Annotated in this window: 18 protein-coding genes; 15 read left to right on the top strand and 3 right to left on the bottom strand. The window is 73.2% G+C overall.

The features are described from left to right. Positions 1-22 precede the first annotated feature (22 nt). From BMX74_RS04010 to BMX74_RS04000, 3 genes are all read left to right on the top strand, one after another. On the top strand, positions 23-553 hold the full coding sequence (locus tag BMX74_RS04010; RefSeq protein WP_055501677.1) for a hypothetical protein: 531 nt from the start codon (positions 23-25) through the stop codon (positions 551-553). Positions 554-717: 164 nt separating this feature from the next. Beyond that, the gene (locus BMX74_RS04005; protein WP_143078546.1) at positions 718-2,412 is read left to right on the top strand and encodes a hypothetical protein; all 1,695 of its coding nucleotides are present in this window, start codon (positions 718-720) and stop codon (positions 2,410-2,412) included. Between the two features lie 96 nt (positions 2,413-2,508). After that, on the top strand, positions 2,509-3,072 hold the full coding sequence (locus BMX74_RS04000) for a DUF1697 domain-containing protein (RefSeq protein WP_091098353.1): 564 nt from the start codon (positions 2,509-2,511) through the stop codon (positions 3,070-3,072). 37 nt (positions 3,073-3,109) lie between these two features. Here BMX74_RS04000 and BMX74_RS03995 read toward each other — a convergent pair whose 3' ends face one another. After that, the gene (locus BMX74_RS03995) at positions 3,110-4,240 is read right to left on the bottom strand and encodes a serine hydrolase domain-containing protein (protein ID WP_177227213.1); all 1,131 of its coding nucleotides are present in this window, start codon (positions 4,238-4,240) and stop codon (positions 3,110-3,112) included. A 190-nt stretch (positions 4,241-4,430) separates the two neighbouring features. Here BMX74_RS03995 and BMX74_RS43795 point away from each other — a divergent pair, with 190 nt between their 5' ends. From BMX74_RS43795 to BMX74_RS03975, 4 genes are all read left to right on the top strand, one after another. Beyond that, positions 4,431-5,927, top strand: a complete 1,497-nt coding sequence (locus BMX74_RS43795) for an Ig-like domain-containing protein (protein WP_091098349.1) — start codon at positions 4,431-4,433, stop codon at positions 5,925-5,927. 185 nt (positions 5,928-6,112) lie between these two features. Next, positions 6,113-6,553: a hypothetical protein gene (locus BMX74_RS03985; protein ID WP_091098347.1), complete on the top strand. Its 441-nt coding sequence runs from the start codon at positions 6,113-6,115 to the stop codon at positions 6,551-6,553. A gap of 351 nt (positions 6,554-6,904) precedes the next feature. Next, positions 6,905-7,153, top strand: coding sequence for a hypothetical protein (locus tag BMX74_RS43790; protein WP_091098345.1), 249 nt, complete (start codon positions 6,905-6,907; stop codon positions 7,151-7,153). Positions 7,154-7,168: 15 nt separating this feature from the next. After that, positions 7,169-7,654 carry a recombinase RecT gene (locus BMX74_RS03975; protein ID WP_091098343.1) on the top strand — a complete coding sequence of 162 codons (486 nt, stop codon included), beginning with the start codon at positions 7,169-7,171 and terminating at the stop codon, positions 7,652-7,654. 570 nt (positions 7,655-8,224) lie between these two features. Here BMX74_RS03975 and BMX74_RS03970 read toward each other — a convergent pair. Beyond that, positions 8,225-8,788 carry a TetR/AcrR family transcriptional regulator gene (locus BMX74_RS03970; RefSeq protein ID WP_091098342.1) on the bottom strand — a complete coding sequence of 188 codons (564 nt, stop codon included), beginning with the start codon at positions 8,786-8,788 and terminating at the stop codon, positions 8,225-8,227. 88 nt (positions 8,789-8,876) lie between these two features. Here BMX74_RS03970 and BMX74_RS03965 point away from each other — a divergent pair, with 88 nt between their 5' ends. From BMX74_RS03965 to BMX74_RS03950, 4 genes are all read left to right on the top strand, one after another. After that, on the top strand, positions 8,877-9,263 hold the full coding sequence (locus BMX74_RS03965) for a nuclear transport factor 2 family protein (RefSeq protein ID WP_201784427.1): 387 nt from the start codon (positions 8,877-8,879) through the stop codon (positions 9,261-9,263). Between the two features lie 17 nt (positions 9,264-9,280). Then, positions 9,281-10,285 carry a zinc-dependent alcohol dehydrogenase family protein gene (locus BMX74_RS03960; protein ID WP_091098338.1) on the top strand — a complete coding sequence of 335 codons (1,005 nt, stop codon included), beginning with the start codon at positions 9,281-9,283 and terminating at the stop codon, positions 10,283-10,285. Positions 10,286-10,445: 160 nt separating this feature from the next. Further along, the gene (locus BMX74_RS03955; RefSeq protein WP_091098335.1) at positions 10,446-10,751 is read left to right on the top strand and encodes a hypothetical protein; all 306 of its coding nucleotides are present in this window, start codon (positions 10,446-10,448) and stop codon (positions 10,749-10,751) included. Between the two features lie 154 nt (positions 10,752-10,905). Continuing rightward, a complete protein-coding gene (locus BMX74_RS03950; RefSeq protein WP_091098333.1) occupies positions 10,906-11,454 on the top strand; it encodes a GNAT family N-acetyltransferase in 549 nt (182 codons plus the stop codon). Here BMX74_RS03950 and BMX74_RS03945 read toward each other — a convergent pair. Then, complete coding sequence (locus tag BMX74_RS03945) at positions 11,451-12,290, bottom strand: chitosanase (protein WP_091098331.1); 840 nt, start codon at positions 12,288-12,290, stop codon at positions 11,451-11,453. The two genes, BMX74_RS03950 and BMX74_RS03945, sit on opposite strands and share 4 nt — an antisense overlap. 263 nt (positions 12,291-12,553) lie before the next feature. Here BMX74_RS03945 and BMX74_RS03940 point away from each other — a divergent pair, with 263 nt between their 5' ends. The 4 genes from BMX74_RS03940 to BMX74_RS03925 are packed head-to-tail and all read left to right on the top strand — an operon-like array spanning position 12,554 to position 17,137. After that, positions 12,554-13,909, top strand: a complete 1,356-nt coding sequence (locus BMX74_RS03940) for a discoidin domain-containing protein (RefSeq protein ID WP_055501664.1) — start codon at positions 12,554-12,556, stop codon at positions 13,907-13,909. Beyond that, positions 13,910-15,172: an MFS transporter gene (locus BMX74_RS03935; protein ID WP_091098329.1), complete on the top strand. Its 1,263-nt coding sequence runs from the start codon at positions 13,910-13,912 to the stop codon at positions 15,170-15,172. It abuts the gene before it with no gap. Positions 15,173-15,224: 52 nt separating this feature from the next. Continuing rightward, positions 15,225-16,190, top strand: a complete 966-nt coding sequence (locus BMX74_RS03930; RefSeq protein ID WP_055501663.1) for a TolB family protein — start codon at positions 15,225-15,227, stop codon at positions 16,188-16,190. Between the two features lie 8 nt (positions 16,191-16,198). After that, on the top strand, positions 16,199-17,137 hold the full coding sequence (locus BMX74_RS03925; protein ID WP_236714574.1) for a DUF72 domain-containing protein: 939 nt from the start codon (positions 16,199-16,201) through the stop codon (positions 17,135-17,137). Positions 17,138-17,153 lie beyond the last annotated feature (16 nt).

Genomic DNA, 17,153 nt, shown 5'->3' with positions numbered 1-17,153 from the left:
ATACGTCCAGGCGAGGGGATGCATGGCAACCGACGTCAGGAACCCGTGGTGGAGGGGCCCGTTCTTCCCGGGAGACAGGAGAAGGCGGGCGGAGGCAGCCCTTCGGCCCGCCGAGGAGACGGGCCAGGAGGCCGACGGGGCGGCGCAGGAGTCCCGCGCCGGCCATCACGCGACCACCGAGGCGCTGGTCAAGGACATGGCGGCAGCTCTCGAACAGGTCGTGCACGAGCAGACCGGCAGGGTTCTGGCAGCCGTGGAAGGGCTCAGGCAGCCGTCGCCGCCCGTCGAGGACGCCCACCTCGGACGGCTGTACCGGCTCTACCTCTGCTCCGGCCGGCGCGGAGGCGTCCAGGCGTTCATCGAGTGGATGCTGGAGAGCGAGGAGCACCGGCAGTACGCCTCCCCCGCCGTCGAGGCGGTGCTGCAGGGCGAAGAGGTCAGGCAGCGTCGGCCACGGCCGCCCCAGCCGTTGTCACCGGAGGTGAAGGCCACGTACGAGGCGTTGGCGGCCCCGGACCGGCCGGCGCGCGGCGGGACGGATCTCGTGGCCTGAGCCACCCGGCCGCCCGCCTGGCCCGTCCGGCCCCGGTGCCGGTCGGCCGGTCGGCTCGCCCGGCTTGACGGCGCCGGCCGGTAGCGGCGGGCCCCGGTTTCCCGGCAAGATCGGGCGGGGCGCCCGCCGAGGGGCGGGCGGCACCGCGATCTGGAGGGGTGTCGATGCGTGGACGAGCCGGCATGCCGAGCCCCCTGCCGCCGACCGCCCCGCGCACCGCCGCACCCGAGGTCCCGCACCCCGCGACCTCGGGTGCGGCGGCCAGGAGGGGGTGGGCGCGGATCCCGGTCGCCGCGCTCGCTCTCCTGGTGGGCGTCGTGTCCGCCGTCGGCGGCTGTGCGGGCGCGGGGTCCGAGGCGGTCGCCGTGCGGGTGAACGCCCTGCCCTCCGGCGTCCGGGTGCCGGGGCCCGCCGTCTTCCTGGCGCGCGTCCCCGGCGAGGAGCGTTCCGGCGTGCTCGGCCTGGTCCGGGTGGGGGCGTTCGGCGACCCTCTCACCGAGGGCGTCTGGGTCCGCAAGCACGCCGAGGTCGCGCTCGGCGACCCCAGGATCCCCACGGCGGTACGCGGGCTCGCGGACGACCCCAGGGACGGCGTGCTCGCGGGCGGGAACGTCCTCGACGCGACCCTGCCCGACCACGTCTTCCTCACCCGGGTGCGCCCGGCCGGCGAGGGGCTGTCGTGGACGTCGGGCCGGTGCGTGCTCGTCCGGCGCGACGGCCGCGCGGTGAGCCCGGCGCCCGAGGCGACCTGCGAGGAGGCGGCGAACGGCGGTCTGTACTGGACGGCGGGCGGCGGGCGGCCCGCGTACGGCGGCGTGGACCTGGCGAGCGGCACGGCGTCACCCGCCGTCGGGCTCCCGGCCTCCCCCTCGGCCGTCTCCCCGGACGGCAGGTACCTGGCGGCCGTGACCCGCGACCGCGGCCTGGTGATCGGCGACACCCGTACGGGCAGGCTGGTCAGGCCCTCCGGGAGCGGCTTCGGCAGCGAGGGCGTCTTCACCTCGCGCGGCTACGTCACCGTGCGCGACGCCGCAGCCAGCAGCAGCGGCGGCGGCGGCGGCGGCGGCGGCGGCGAGGTGAGCCTGGTCACCCCGTCCGGGAAGGTCACGGACCTGCTCGGGCCGGTCGGCAAGGTCTCCTTCGCGCCCGGAGGGCGGCGGGTGGTGGCCGTCGTGACGCGGCCCGCCGCCCGGCTGGTCGTGGCCGACCTGGACACCGGGACGGCCACGCCCGTGCGCGGCTTCCCCGCGCCCGGCGCGGACCTCGCGCTGGCGCTCGCCGGTGACTTCGCGCTGGCGGTCCCGCTGCCCTCCGCCCTCGGCGATCCCCGCCCGGTCCAGGTGTGGCGGATCGACCTGGGACGGGCCCGCGCGGAGCGGGTCGCGACCGTGCCCGCCGCCACCCGCGCCCGCCCCGTCGAGGAGGACCGCGACCGCGCGGGCGCGCCGGACCCCGCCTCCGGGCTGACCGGCCTGCGCTTCTCCCCGCAGGGGGAGGTGGTGGCCCTCACCGCCGGCGGCGTCACCGCGCTCGGCCCCGCCGGCGCCCGGCCGCTCCTCCCGCTGCCCGAACGGCGCGTGCTGTTCGCCCCCGACGGCGGGCGCGGGGACACCCTGCTCGCGGTGGCGGAGTCGGGCGCGCGGGCACGCGTCGCCACCGGCGCGGCGGAGGACCAGAGCGCGGCGCCCGTCATGCCGACCTCCGACGGCGGCCACCTGATCGTCGCGCTGCGTCCCCGCTCAGGCGCCTACCCGGACCCAGGCCCTCGGGACGAGGTCGTCCTGACCCGCCTCGACGGCACGGGCTCGCCTCTCCCGCTCTACCGGGGCGCGATCCTCGCGGGCGTCTCCCCCGGCTGACCCTCCGCGCCTCCCCGGCCGGTACGGCGGCCATCACGGAGACGGCCGGCTGCCCGCCACGCCTCTCCCGCCGGGGACCCTGGCTAGAGTGCTGGGATGACGAACGGCGGGACGACGCCCACGGCGTACGCGGCGCTGCTGCGGGGCGTCAACGTGAGCGGGCACAGGAAGGTGCCGATGGCGGAGCTGCGGGCGCTGCTGTCCGGCATCGGGCTGGCGGAGGTGCGGACGCACCTGCAGACCGGCAACGCCGTCTTCACCTCCCCCGCGCGATCCGAGGAGGAACTGGAGACGCTGGTGGGCCAGGCGATCGAGGAGCGTTTCGGGTTCGCCGTGGACGTCCTCGTGCGCGACCACGCCTACCTGGCGGCGGTGGCCGGCGCCTGCCCGTTCCCCGCGGGCGAGCTGGCGGGCCGGCAGCTGCACGTCACCTACTTCTCGGCGCCGGTGGAGGCCGCGGCGTACGCGTCGTTACGGCCGGAGGCGTTCCTGCCGGAGGAGTTCAGGCTCGGCGACCGCGCCCTGTACCTGTACGCCCCCGACGGCATGGGCCGCTCGAAGCTGGCCGAGGCGCTGGCGCGCCTGCCGTCGCGGGGCGTGGTCGCGACCAGCAGGAACTGGAACACGGTCGCCAAGCTGGTCGAGCTGACCCGCCCGTGACGGGCGCGGCTTGACGCCGGTGGGCGAGGGCCGGTGGTCAGGGGGCGCAGAACTCGGTGGCCAGGAGCCGGTTGACGGCCTGGTCGGTGGCGGCGTCGTCGCGGGAGTGCATGGCGTTGGCGGTGACGGTGAGGTCGCGCCGGTCGCTGTGGAAGCTGTAGGTGGCGTAGCCGGGGATGTGGCCCTTGTGTCCCCAGACCTGGGCGCCGCACGGGAGCGTGAGCCTCATCAGGCCGAGGCCGTAGTCCAGGCCGGGGCCCGGCACGGTCTGCTTCATCTGCGCCAGCAGGGAGGCGGGGACGACCTGGCCGTGGGTGAGGAGGAAGAAGAAGCGGTTGAGGTCGGCGGCGGTGGAGATGACGCCTCCGGCGGCCCAGGCGTGGGAGGTGTCGGAGCGGGTGATGTCCTCCAGGCGGCCGTTCTCGTCGGTGGTGTGGCCGTTCAGGTGGGTGCCGGGGATGGTGCGGCCGGTGGTGGGCAGGAAGGTGCCGTGCAGGCCGTACCGGAGGAAGAGCCGGTCGCGCAGGGCGCGGGACAGGCTCTGGCCGGTGACCTTCTCGGCCAGCAGGCCGAGGACGATGTAGCCGGTGTTGGAGTAGGCCCACCGGCCGCCGGGGGCGGAGGTGGGCGGCAGGCCGACGCCGCGGTCGATGAGCTGCTGCGGCGTGTAGGTGGTGGTCGCCAGCCGGCGGAAGCCGCGCGGGGTGTCCTCCCAGGTCGCGGCGTAGTCGGCCACGCCGCTGGTGTGGTTGAGCAGCATGCGGACGGTGATCTGCTCGCCGCGGGGCAGCAGGCCGGGCAGGTGCTGGGCGATGGGGTCGTCCAGACGGAACTCGCCCTGGCCGGCCAGTCGCAGGACGAGGGCGGCGACGAAGGTCTTGGTGACGCTGCCGACGCGCCAGCGTGAGCCCCGTACGACCGGGGTGCCGTGGAGGTCGTTGCCGCCGCTGGTGCCGGCCCAGTGGCCGTTCTCGTCGCGTACCTCGGCGAGGGCGCCGGGGGCTCCACTGGCGGCGATGGCGTCCAGTGCCGCCTGCAGGGCGGCGCGCTGGGGGGCGGCTCGCGCGGGCTCGGGTGCGAGCAGGACCGGCCCGAGGGCCTCGCGGATGGCTGGAGTGCCGGGGTAGCTGACACTCCAACCATGTACGGAGAGTGAGTGGTCAACCACTTTTCGTGACGGCAGTGTCTGGTTGCCGGAGCGCGACGAAAGTGCCGCCCCACACCGGGGCGGACGGGACGCCCCAGGCAGGCCGACATGACAGCAGGTCACGCGGCTCGCCGCAGCCATACGAGCGTGGACCCCGCCACCCCACTATGGTTACTGATCGTTATTCGATCATCACCCAAAGTGAGGATGAATGTCGACTCTCCTGACACACCCCCCGCGCCGCGCCAAGGCCATGGCGACGGCAGCCCTCCTGGTTCCTCTCCTCGCGGCGGCCTCCGCCGCGTCGCAGACGCAGGCGCTCGCTGACGCCAGCCTGAGCAAGCCCGTTCAGCGAGCCGCGGCCACGCCCTGCGTCCGGCACGGGCAGGCCGACTACCCGGTCGAGTACTACTGGAAGAACGCGATCGGCTGGCGGCTGGGCAGCGGCTCCATCTCGGTCACCACCTCACCCCGTCTGTGGGGCGGCGAGATCGCGCCAGGCAGCACCTTCACCCTCACGCTGACGCACCGCACGGCGCAGTGGCCGCTGCTCGTCCGCACCTACACCACCAGGTGGGATCTGTCGTCCCTGCTGGCCAACGCCACCATCGTGGGGCCGGTGAGGAACGCCTCCCTGAGCGGCAACACGCTGAGCATCCAGTCGCCCGGCGTCAAGACCGACCCCGCGCCGGCGGTCATCACCTTCCGCGTCAACCCAGGCACCGTCGGGCGCAGCATGACCATCCGCCCGACCGGGATCAGCAGCGTCATCGCCGCTCCCGGCCAGCTCGGCAACAACACCTCCGCGCCCCCGATCCGGATCGTCAGCGGACAGTCCATCTCGCCCACCAGCGCCGCCGACGACACGGCCGCCACGACCGAGAACACGTCCGTCACCGTCCCCGTCCTCAGCAACGACACGGGGGCGGCGCCGACGATCAGCAAGGTCACCCAGCCCGCCCACGGCACGGTGAAGATCTCCGGCAACGAGCTCATCTACACGCCCGACAAGGACCGCGCCGGCACCGACACCTTCACCTACACCATCGAGACCGCGTGCGGCACCAGCACCGCCACGGTCACCGTCGCCGTCGCCTGCACCCGTGAGCCCGTCAAACTGATCAACGGCAGCTTCGAGACGCCTGCCGTGCCCAGGATCGACTGGAACATCCCCGACGCGTCCACCGACCCCGCCGTCGGCTGGCACACCACCGCCACCGACCGCAAGCTGGAGTTCTGGAACAGCTCCAGCGGGGTGCCGGCCGCGGACGGCCAGCAGTTCGCCGAGCTCAACGCCAACCAGGTCTCCACGCTCTACCAGGACGTCCCGACCGTTCCCGGGACGGTGATGACCTGGTCCCTGTACCACCGGGGCCGGGCTGGCACCGACACGATGCGGGTGCTCATCGGCGCGCCGGGAGCCACGACCCCGCAGACGCCGGACGGAGCCGCCTCTCCCGACATCTCCGACGGCAACACCGCCTGGGGCCACTACACCGGCACCTACGTCGTGCCCGCCGGGCAGACGGTCACCCGCTTCGCCTTCGCCTCGGTGTCGGCCGCCGGCGGGAACCCCATGATCGGCAACTTCCTCGACGGCGTCGTCTTCCAGACGCCGGCCTGCCTGCCCATGACCGGCGAGGCGACGTCCGGGAACGCGGCCCAAGGCGCGTCGCCCATGACGGACAGGACCGCGCTCCAGCGCTGATCCACCGTTGGCCGGCCCCACCACGCGAGCGAACGCGGTGGAGCCGGCCGCGAGCCGAGGGGGCGGGGTGCGCAGACCCCGCCCCCTCTCCCCTCCCGGCGAAGACCTTCTCCGTCCGGCACCGGGGGTGCGCGCCGAGGGCGGCATACTGATCGCAACGCCGTCCGCGATCACGAGGTGTCCGGGTGCCAGAAACCCTGCTGCGCAACGTCTTCCACGTGCCCGCCGCGCCGTCCGCGGTGCTCGCCCACCTGGGCGAACCGGCGAGCTATGTCGGCCTGTCCCCGCTCGTCGTGGCCGTGCGCGACGTACGCCGCGAGCCCGGCGGCGCCCGCTTCGTCTCCGTCGAGCGCTTCCGTTTCCTCGGCTTCGTCCGTTACGACAACCTCATCGAGGTGACGTTGCGCGCCGGCGACGCCGGGGTGGAGGGCGAGGTGGACAGCCCCGGCGGGGTGTGGCTCGGCTACCGGTTCGCGCTCACGCCGGACGGCGACGGCACCGAGGTCGAGGACGTGCTGCGGGTGCGGGCCCGCTTCGGCCCCCTGCTGCGCTACGCCGCCCGCAAGGCCCGCGAGGTGCAGCTCGCCCGCGCCACCGTCCTCGCCGAGCGAGCCCGCTCCTTCTGAGCCCAGCGCGCCTCCCTCGCTGCGAGCGCGGCCGGCCTGTCTCTCCCCGAGCCCGGCCGGCCCGTTCCTTCCAAGCCGAGCGGGCCCGCTTCTGCGAGCCCAGCCGGCCCGCTGCTTCTGACGGCCACCCCTGGACCCGTACGGCGCGGGGCCGGAGACGACCGGCCCTTCATCAGGGGACTTTCGCCCCTGCCCGGCCCGGGGCCCGGCAGGCGAGCCTGGTGAGTGCGGCGCACCGCCCGCCACGCAGGTCACGCCGGTGCGCCGCGCCGACTTCCGGGTGACGACAGAGGTCACACCCTGGTCACCCACGTCAGCGCCCCGGCCAGATGGCCACGGAACGCCGGCGCGGTGTACGACTCGATCGTGTGGCACACGGCCGTCCTTGAGGCTGACGAAGCTGAGAAGCACAAGCGGCACGTGCCGGCCCGCGTCGGCGACTACATGGGGCTCGCCCGCCGCGCCGTCCACAACGGCCGGCAGTACGCCGTCCGCCAGCTCTCCGCGGACGGCGTGCCCCACGCGAAGCCAGACCCGCACCTCGGCGAGACGCCGGCGCCCCATGCAGTGAACGCGAAGACTGCGGAGGAAGCCGCATGAACGCTCGCCAACCATCTGCCGCCCTGGACAGGCGGGCTCAACTTTCCGAGCTGGTGGTGGACCACAAGAAGATCCTGCGGGAAGCTGGTCGGCTTTGCGCAGCTCGGCCTGCGCCCGGGTGTCGGTGCGCTGGGCCACGGCTGGCTGCTGCCGATGTGGAACGGCCGGGAAGGCCGCACGGACGCGACGATGACCATCGGTTATCGCGGATACGTGGCGCTCGGCTACCGCGACCCTGCCGTGCAGGCCATCGCCGCGCACTGCGTCTACACCAACGACACCTTCAAGGACGTCCTGCACGGAGCACGCGGGACCGTCGAGCACACCATGGCCGAAGGCGACCGTGGTCTGCCTGAGAAGTACTACGGTGCCCGCCGCCTGGCAGCTCACCACCGCCGGGGCCATCGACGACGGCGGGTGCGGGAGGACATCGATCCGACCGTCGATCCGGTCACGGCACGGTGCACCCGAACAGGCCCGACTGGTCAGTACGTTACCTGAGGCCGACCCCACACAGCAGGTCGGCGAGTCCATCACGATCCGCGCGACGTTTCCCTCCGGCGGGCCGGCCGGCAAGCAGGACCGCGAGATCGGGCAGTTCGTGCGCGACCGGAGCATGCGCCGTGAAGCTGCCCTGGACCTGGTGGAGAAGCTGTTCGGCGAGCGGAAGTCCGGCCGTCAGGTCACCGAGGCACAGGCCGCCCACCTCATCGCCGAGCTGAGAAAGATGCCGCTGCCCACCATGACAGGCGAGATCGTCACGCCCGGGAAGGCCCTCTGCCGAGCCGGACCAGCCGCAAGGCTCCTCAGTTCACCCCAGGCGCCGCGCCGCCGGCTACCGCCTCGCCCAGGCCACCGAACGAACCGCGCCGCGACGACCCGCTGGTTTCGATCATCCAGGCGACTCGCCGGCTCGAACGCCAGGGCGAAGGGACGCCGGGTCGCTGCTGCGCAACGCTGCTGACGTGCTGAACGCGCTCGCTGACTACAGGCAGGCGACAGCAGCCGTCTCACTCCACGACCCGTATCTGCCGTCCGGTGGCACCCTTGTAGGCATCCCGGCCGCGCAGGTCACGGGGCGATGACGTGTTCGGCCAGTTCCCGTGCGGCGGTCGCCGGGTCGGTGCCGGGGCGGGTCGCCCCGGCGGCGAGGGTGCCGTCGATGAGGAGCAAGAGCTGGTCGGCGCCGCGCCCGGGCCGTGGGTGCCCGAGCGCGACCAGTTCGCGCTCCAGGAGGTCGTGCACGTGCCGCCGGTAGTCGCGGGTGATCTCGTGCGCGGGGTGGCCAGGGTCGGTCAGAGCGAGGTCGGCGGCCAGGTAGCGACAGCCGTGGAACCCGGGCATCGCAGTGATCTCGCCGAGCCGGTCGAACACAGCCAGCAGACGCTCGCGCGGGTTGTCGCCGGCGTCGTCCATGGTGCGCCGGTAGTCGGCGGCGTCGGCGGCGGCGGCGGATCTGAGGACCTCGACGATCAGGCCGTCCTTGCCGCCGAAGTGCTCGTACAGCGATCGTCTGGCCACGTTCGCCGCCTTGAGCAGCGTGTCCACGCCGACGTTCACGCCCTGACTGTAGATCAGCTGGTGAGCGGCTTCCAGTAGTCGCTCTCGCGGGCCGGGTCGTGTGCGAACGCTCATGAACGCCAGGCTCCCATGGATTGACAAGTAGATCAACCGGTCTATATACATGCGTAGACCGATCGATCTATCTACATCTGGAGGAGTTGTGTCTTTCCGTTCCACCGCCGAGGTCATCGACCGCTTCAACCGTGCCTTCGTCGACCGCGACCGCGACCTGCTCGCGGACCTGGTCGCCGAGGACTGTGTGATGGAGTCCGTCCAGCCGGCCCCCACCGGGGAACGCGTCACAGGGCGCCAGGCCTGCCTGGACTGGTGGGGCGCGCTCGTGGACGACCGCACCAGCCGGTTCGAGCCGCAGGAGGTCGTGGTCGCGGGAGAACGGGCGGCGATCCGCTGGAACTACCGCTACGGCCCCGGTCCCTCGGACTGGGTCAGCGGAGTGAACCTCATGCACGTGCGCGACGGCCAGATCATCGAGGCTCTCGGCTACAGCAAGACCGCCGGTGAAGTCCCGCTGGCCACTGACAACTGAAGGACCGGATCCCCCTCATGCGCAGCTACCACGTCAACAGCGGGGCCGGGATCTCCGGTCTGTCGATCAAAGATCATCCCGACCCCCAGCCCGGTCCCGGACAGGTGCTCGTCGCGGTGCGCGCCGCGTCCCTCAGCCACCGCGAGCTGATGATCCTGCGCGGCGACTACGTGCTCCCGGTGAAACCGGATGTGGTGCCGATCTCTGATGGGGCCGGCGAGGTCGTCTCGGTCGGCTCCGGCGTCCATACTGCGAAGATCGGCGACAGGGTCGCGGCCACCCTGTTCCCGAGCTGGCAGGACGGCCCATTCGGCCTCCAGCACCTGCCGCAGCTGGGCGGCTCGCTGGACGGCATGCTCACCGAACTCGCACTACTCGACGAAAGCGCGCTCGTGCCGATCCCCGCGCACCTGTCCTACGAGGAGGCGGCGACGCTCCCCTGCGCCGCCGTCACCGCCTGGAACGCCCTGACCGGCGACGACTCCGGCCCGTTGTCCGGGCAGACGGTCGTCACCCAGGGCACCGGAGGAGTGTCCCTGTTCACGCTCCAGTTCGCCAAGGCGCTCGGCGCCCGGGTGATCGCCACCACCAGCAGCCCGGCCAAGGCGGAGCGCCTTTCCGAGCTCGGCGCTGACGAGATCGTCGACTACCGGACCACGCCCGACTGGCCGGCCAGGGTCCGGGAGCTGACCTCGGGACAGGGCGCCGAGCGCGTCATCGACGTCACCGGCGACCTGGGGCAATCCCTCAGAGCGGTCGCGATCGCGGGCCACGTCGCCAGCGTCGGGTTCGTCTCCGGCAACCCTCCGCTCCTCGACCCCCGGGCGATCTTCAACTCCGGAGCCGTGGTCCGTGGCATCGCTGTCGGCAGCCGCGCCCAGTTCCTCGCCATGAACCAGCTCATCGAGGCCCACCGGCTCCGGCCGGTCATTGACCGCGTCTTCCCCTTCGACCAGGCACCCGACGCCTACCGCCACTACGCTTCCGGCGAGGCGTTCGGCAAGGTCGTCATCACTGTGTGACACCCCGGTCCAAGGCGTCGCGGATCAGAAGGAGGATCTCCTCCCTGGCTACGCCGCGGGCGGACTGTGGTGCCAGAGGTTGCGGCCCGTTCCTGCTGTATTCCGGTGGCATCCCAACGGGAGTTGGGCGCATTGGTTCCAGGTCGACGAGCGCAGGACCGTGCTGCTCTCGACGCGTGTCACGAGCGATCTGGAGGCCGTCGCCGACCACGTCACCGTGCTGCTCGACGGCAGGGTGTTCGCCTCGGCCACCACTGACGACCTCCTGGCCGGCTACCGCCTGGTGCGCGGCGGCCCCGGCGGGCTGCCGCCAGGCCTGCGCCGCCGCCTCGTCGGCCTGCGCGAGCACGCCTCCGGCTCCGAGGCGCTGGCAGCCACCCCCGACCTGCCCGGCAGGTCCGGCCCGCCGGCGGCGCTCTCCTCGCGGCCGCCGCCGGCCGCGCGTTCGACCTGGGCGGCGCGCTGACGGCGACGGCCGCCGCGGTCGCGGCCGCTCACCCGCAGGCCCTCACCGCGGTGCTGCTCGTCGCCGCGCCGGCCGCGCCGGCCGTCTCGTACGCCGTCAGCCTGAGAATCTACGATGCCAAGGACCTGTGAACCGGCCCCCTCGGAGAACCCCCGTGAACGACAGGCCCCGCATCGCCTACCGGCCGGCGTCGCCGGAGGACGCGCGGCGCATCGCCGCGATCGACGACTCCTTCACCACCGGCACGGTCTTCGAGGTGGAGGCGGGGCCGGACGGGTTCGCGCTGCGCCCGGTCGCCGCCGAGCCTCCGCTGGTCAAGGTCTTCCCCACCGAGGACCACGACGAGGACCATGACGAGGACCTGACGTCGTCGCACGTCGAGGTGGCGACGCACGACGGCGAGGTGTGCGGCTTCGTCGCGGTCCGCGTCGAGGAGTGGCACTCCCGCCTGGTCGTCGAGCAGATCACCGTCGCCCCGGCCTACCGGGGGCTGGGTGTGGGCTCCGCCCTGATGGAGCGGGCCTGCGCCCACGGCCGCCGTGTCGGGGCGCGGACGGCCTGGCTGGAGACGTCGAACGTCAACGTTCCCGCCGTCCGCGCCTACCGGCGGATGGGGTTCCGGCTGTGCGGGCTCGACACCACGTTCTACGTGGGCACGGCGAGTGAGGGCGAGATCGCGCTCTTCATGGCGAAGGACCTCTAGTCGATGCGGTACGGGTCGCCGTAGACCTTCCACGACAGCGGCGGGTCGAGGTCGAGGTTGCCCTTCTTGAGGAAGACCCGCTGGGCGGTGTCGACCCGGCTGGTGTCCTCGTGCGCCTCCTCGGCCTGCATGGCCTTCTTGCGCGCGTCGAGGAAGGCGTTGAGGTAGGCGGTCTCGTCGCCGCCCTGCGCGGGCGGCTTGGCCTTCTTCAGCGCGTTCCTGCGGATCGCGCCGAAGCTCTCGGGGTCGCCGCCGTCGCCGTGCATGACGATGGCGTCGAAGTAGGCGAACTGGCCGAGCGCCCGCAGCCCGTCGGTCTTGGCCTGGGTGACGGCCGGGTTGAAGTAGACGCGGTCGCGCTCGTCCTCCTGGGCCTGCTGGAAGGCCCTGTCCTTGGCCGCGGTCCGCCAGTCCTTCTCGAACGCCGAGCCGAGCCCGGCGTGGGAGTCCGTGCCGTTGACCTTGCGCAGCGCGGGCAGGTACTTGGCCAGGACGTTGCCGGGCTTGCGCTGGGTGTACAGCTCGACGAGGTCGAGCATGTCGCCGGTGCCGGAGCAGAAGCCGACGATCCCGGCAGTGTAGCCGCGGCCGTCCTTGATGTCCTCGATGTAGCGGTACTGGGCGCGCCAGTCCAGCGAGGAGTTCTCCGCGCTGGAGAGGATCTGCATGGCGATCTCCTTCTTGCGCGGGTCGGTGAGGTCCACGCCGCTGCCGGCGCGCTGCTGCGCCGCCGCGAGGACGGGGGCGGGCGGCGCGGCCTGCGCCGGCGCGGCGACGGCCAGGGCGAGCAGCATGGACGGGACGGCCAGCGCGGGGGCCAGGCGGCGCAGGTGCATGGGGTCTCCTCGGGGGTCGGAGCGCACGGAGGTTAGGAAACCTTCCTAACGAACAACATCACGATCGTCAACCGTAGTTAGGAAACCTTCCTAACGTGTTGACAGGCCCCCGCGCCGCTGCCAGCATGCCGGGTGAGCGGCTTGGCGCGGCGCCCCCCGAGGGCGTGACGCGCTCAGTGAAAGGCACCTCTGCTGACCCGGCCGCACGCCGCCGCGGCGCGGCACGAGCGCCGTGCCCACCCTCCTCCCCCAGGAGACAGCGCATGTCTTCACCCCTCCCCCCACCCGCCGCCCGCCCCTCCGTCCCCCGCCGCGCGGTCGCCGCGCTCGCCGCCGCCGTCGCCCTCGCCGGCGGCCTGGTCGTCCTCACGGGCCCGGCCGAGGCCGCGGAGACCCTGCTGTCGCAGGGCCGCCCGGCCGCCTCCTCCTCCAAGGAGGGCTCCGACTACAGCTCGGGCAAGGCCGTCGACGGCGACCTCACCACCACCCGCTGGGCCTCCGCCGAGGGCAGCGACCCGCAGTGGATCAGGATCGACCTCGGCTCCGTACGCCACCTCAGCCGCGTCGTGCTGCACTGGGAGGCCGCCTACGGCAAGGAGTACTCCATCCAGGTGTCCGACGACGCCTCCACCTGGACCACCGTCCACACCACGACCTCCGGCGACGGCGGCGTCGACGACCTGGCCGTCTCCGGCTCGGGCCGCTACGTCCGCATGTACGGCACCAAGCGGGGCACCCCGTACGGCTACTCCCTGTGGGAGTTCCAGGTGTACGGCGACGACGGCTCCTCCCCCACCCCCACCCCGACCGTCACCCCGGGCGACGCGTTCACCGTCGCCGCCGCCGGCGACATCGCCGCCCAGTGCACCGCGAGCTCGTCCTCCTGCGCCCACCCCAAGACGGCGGCCCAGGTCGAGGCGATGAACCCCGCGTTCGTCCTCACGATGGGCGACAACCAGTACGACGACGCCCGCCTGACCGACTTCACGAAGTACTACGACAAGACCTGGGGCAGGTTCAAGAGCAAGACCCGCCCGGCGGCCGGCAACCACGAGACCTACGACCCGGCCGGCGTCTACGCCGGGTACAAGTCCTACTTCGGCTCGCTGGCCACGCCCCAGGGCAAGACGTACTACAGCTTCGACCACGGCGACTGGCACTTCGTCGCGCTCGACTCCAACGACCTCGACTCCGCGCAGCTCACCTGGCTCAAGGCCGACCTCGCCGCCAACACCAGGCGCTGCGTCGCCGCCTACTTCCACCACCCGCTGTTCAGCTCGGGCGAGCACGGCAACCAGCCCGCCTCCAGGCCCGCGTGGCAGGCCCTGTACGCCGCCGGCGCCGACCTCGTGCTCAACGGCCACGACCACCACTACGAGCGTTTCGCCCCGCAGAACCCCGACGGCCAGGCCGACGCGAAGGGCCCCGTCGAGGTCATCGGCGGCATGGGCGGCGCCGACCCGTACAACATCGAGAACGTCCAGCCCAACAGCCAGAAGCGGCTCAAGGACGTCTACGGGGTGCTCAAGCTGAACCTCGCCCCCACCTCGTTCTCCTGGCAGCTCGTCGGCATCGACGGCGCGGTCAAGGACACCAGCCCCACCTACACCTGCCACTAGATGTACGTCTCCGACACGGCCGCGGGCGGCTCCCGCCCGCGGCCCCGGCTCTCCTGGCGGGTGCCGGGCAACGTCCTCGCGCTCGGCGCGGTCAGCCTCGTCACCGACGTCTCCTCCGAGATGGTCACCGCCGTGCTGCCGCTGTACCTGACGCTCTCGCTCGGGCTCAGCATGCTGCAGTTCGGCGCCCTGGACGGCCTCTACACGGGCGTCACCGCCCTGGTCCGCCTCGCCGGGGGCCAGCTCGCGGACCGGTGGCGCCGCCGCAAGCTGGTCGCGGGCGCCGGCTACGGCCTGTCCGCCCTGTGCAAGCTCGGGCTGCTGGCCGCCGGCGGCTCTGTGCCGGCGCTCGGCGCGGTCATCGCCGCCGACCGCACCGGCAAGGGGCTGCGCACCGCCCCGCGCGACGCGCTCATCACCCTCAGCGCGCCCCCCGGCGCGCTCGGCCACGCCTTCGGCGTGCACCGGGCCATGGACACCTTCGGCGCCCTGCTCGGGCCGCTCGCCGCCTACGCCGTGCTCACCGCCACCGGCGGCGCGTACGACGCGGTGTTCGTCACCAGCTTCTGCGCCGCCGCGCTCGGCGTCCTGCTGCTCGTCCTGTACGTGCGCGAGCCGCGCGAGACGGCCGGGCCCCGCCTGCCCGCGTCGCTGCGGGCCGCCGCGGGGCTGCTGCGCCAGGCCTCCTTCCGCCGCCTGTGCGTGGCCGCCGCCGCGCTCGGGCTCGTCACCGTCAGCGACGCGTTCGTCTACCTGCTGCTGCAGCAGCGTGCCGGGCTCGACCCGGCCGTCTTCCCGCTGCTGCCCGTCGGCAGCAGCGCCGCCTACCTGCTGCTGGCCGTGCCCGCCGGGCGGCTGGCCGACCGGGCCGGCCGCGCGCCGGTCTTCCTGGCCGGGCACGCCGCGCTGGCCGCCGCCTGCGTGCTGCTGCTCGGGCCCGGCTGGATCGTCCCGGTGCTGCTGCTGCACGGCGCGTTCTACGCCGCCACCGACGGCGTGCTCATGGCGGTCGCCGGTCCCCTGCTGCCCGCCCACCTGCGCACCAGCGGACTGGCCCTGCTCCAGACCGGGCAGGCGGTCGCCCGCACCCTGTCGTCCGTCCTGTTCGGGGCGTTGTGGACGGTCTGGGGCGGCGACCTCGCCCTGACCGCCATGACGGCCGGCCTGGCCGCCTGCGCGCTGGCCGTCCTGCCGGTGCTCAGGCCCATCCGTGACAACACGCGCGAGAACACCCGGGAGAACAGTCGCGAGGAGGGACCATGAGGAGGACCGCCGGGCGCGTGGCGCGCCGGGGCGCCGCCCGAGGGGAGGACGCGTGAGGCGGGCCGGGCGCGCGGCGGTGCTGGCCGCCGCCGTCGTTCTGCTGGGCGGCGCCGCCACCGGGTACGCCGCGTGGAGCGCCCGGCGCGACCCCGCCGGGACCGACGGGACGGCCGCCACGGCGTCCCCCGTCGCCCCGGGGCAGCTCATGTTCCGCGCCGCCGACGGCCGGGTCGCCCGGGTGCCCCTCGACCGTCCCTCCGCCCCGCCCACCGCCGACGGGCCGCGCTGCGACCGTTTCTCCACCGGCGGCGGCGTCTCGGTGTGCCTGGTCGCCCGGCCCGGGCCCGTCACCACGACCGACGCCCTGATCCTCGACCGCTCCCTGCGTCAGACCCGGCGCGTCGAGCTCGCCGGCGTCCCGAACCGGGCCAGGGTGTCGGCCAGCGGCCGGATGGTGTCCTGGACCGTCTTCGTCACCGGGGACTCGTACAACCAGGGCGGCTTCTCCACCTGGACCGGCATCCTCGACACCCGCACCGGCTACGCCGTCACCAACATGGAGGACATCCCGCTCACGCTCGGCGGGCGCCGCTACCACGCCGCCGACGTCAACTACTGGGGCGTCACCTTCGCCCCCGACGACAACCGCTTCTACGCCACCGTCGCGACCAAGGGCAAGACCTACCTGGTGGAGGGCGACTACGGCGCGTGGCGGGCGCGCACGCTCAGGGAGAACGCCGAGTGCCCGTCCCTGTCGCCCGACGGCACCCGGCTCGTGTTCAAGAAGCGCGTCTCCGACGACCCCGACCGGCCCTGGCGGCTGCACGTGCTCGACCTGGCCACCATGCGCGAGACGCCGCTCGCCGAGCGGGACAGCGTGGACGACCAGGCCGCCTGGCTCGACGGGCGCACCGTGATGTACGCCAAGGGCCGCGACGTGTGGTCGGTGCCCGCCGACGGCGGCGGCGCCCCGTCCCTGCTGGTTCGCGGGGCGTCCTCCCCCGTGGCCGTCCGCTGACGCCCGGCGTGCTCGCCGAGCTGTGCCGCGGCGGGCACGCCGCCGCCCTCAGCGGGTACGGGGTTCACATGGGCCGCATCCTGGTGGGAACCGCTTCCTGGACCGACAGAACCCTGCTCGAGTCCGGCTGGTACCCCGACGACGTCACCACTCCGCGCGACCGGCTGGCCTACTACGCCGGCCAGTTCCCGCTGGTCGAGGTCGACTCCACCTACTACGCCCCGCCCGCCCAGAGCACCGTCGAGCTGTGGCGCGACCGCACCCCTGCCGGCTTCACCTTCGACGTCAAGGCGTTCTCCCTGCTCACCCAGCACCCCACCAGGCCGTCGGCCCTGTACAAGGACCTGCGCGAACGCGTCGGGAACGGCAAGAAGAACCTCTACCTGCGCGACCTGGACCCGCGGGCGGTGGACGAGGTGTGGGAACGCTTCCTCGCCGCCTGCGCGCCCCTGCACGAGGCCGGCCGGCTCGGCGCCATCCTCTTCCAGTTCCCCCGCTGGTTCCCCATCGGGGCGCGCAACCGCCACTACATCCTGGAGTGCAAGGCCCGCTGCGCGCCCCTGCCCCTCTGCGTCGAGTTCCGCAACCACACCTGGATGACCGAGGACAACCGGGCCGAGACCCTCGACTTCCTCACCTCCTACGGCCTGCCGTACGTCAGCGTGGACATGCCGCAGGGCTACCCCGACTCCATCCCGCCCGTCCTCGCCGCCACCGCCGACCTGGCCGTCGTCCGCTTCCACGGCCACTCCGACAAGTGGACCAGCAAGGACGTCCACGAACGCTTCGGCTACCTCTACCGCGAGGAGGAACTGCGGGAGTGGGCGCCCAGGCTGCGCCGCCTGGCCGAGGACGCCGGCACGACGCACGTGCTGATGAACAACTGCTACCGGGACCACGCGCAGGTCAACGCCCGCCAGCTGGCCCGCCTGCTCCCGCAGGAGTGACGCGGATCCGGCGAAA

The organism is Nonomuraea pusilla (genome assembly GCF_900109355.1).
Classification (GTDB): domain Bacteria; phylum Actinomycetota; class Actinomycetes; order Streptosporangiales; family Streptosporangiaceae; genus Nonomuraea; species Nonomuraea pusilla.
Note: the sequence above shows the minus strand (reverse complement) of the source record. Positions and strands in the feature narration are given on the sequence as shown.

Coding starts and splice junctions, on each gene's coding strand:
- BMX74_RS04000 (WP_091098353.1), top strand. CDS start 2,509: ATGACGAACGGCGGGACGACGCCCACGGCGTACGCGGCGCTGCTGCGG.
- BMX74_RS03960 (WP_091098338.1), top strand. CDS start 9,281: ATGCGCAGCTACCACGTCAACAGCGGGGCCGGGATCTCCGGTCTGTCG.
- BMX74_RS03940 (WP_055501664.1), top strand. CDS start 12,554: ATGTCTTCACCCCTCCCCCCACCCGCCGCCCGCCCCTCCGTCCCCCGC.
- BMX74_RS04010 (WP_055501677.1), top strand. CDS start 23: ATGGCAACCGACGTCAGGAACCCGTGGTGGAGGGGCCCGTTCTTCCCG.
- BMX74_RS03945 (WP_091098331.1), bottom strand. CDS start 12,290: ATGCACCTGCGCCGCCTGGCCCCCGCGCTGGCCGTCCCGTCCATGCTG.
- BMX74_RS04005 (WP_143078546.1), top strand. CDS start 718: ATGCGTGGACGAGCCGGCATGCCGAGCCCCCTGCCGCCGACCGCCCCG.
- BMX74_RS43795 (WP_091098349.1), top strand. CDS start 4,431: ATGTCGACTCTCCTGACACACCCCCCGCGCCGCGCCAAGGCCATGGCG.
- BMX74_RS03970 (WP_091098342.1), bottom strand. CDS start 8,788: ATGAGCGTTCGCACACGACCCGGCCCGCGAGAGCGACTACTGGAAGCC.
- BMX74_RS03935 (WP_091098329.1), top strand. CDS start 13,910: ATGTACGTCTCCGACACGGCCGCGGGCGGCTCCCGCCCGCGGCCCCGG.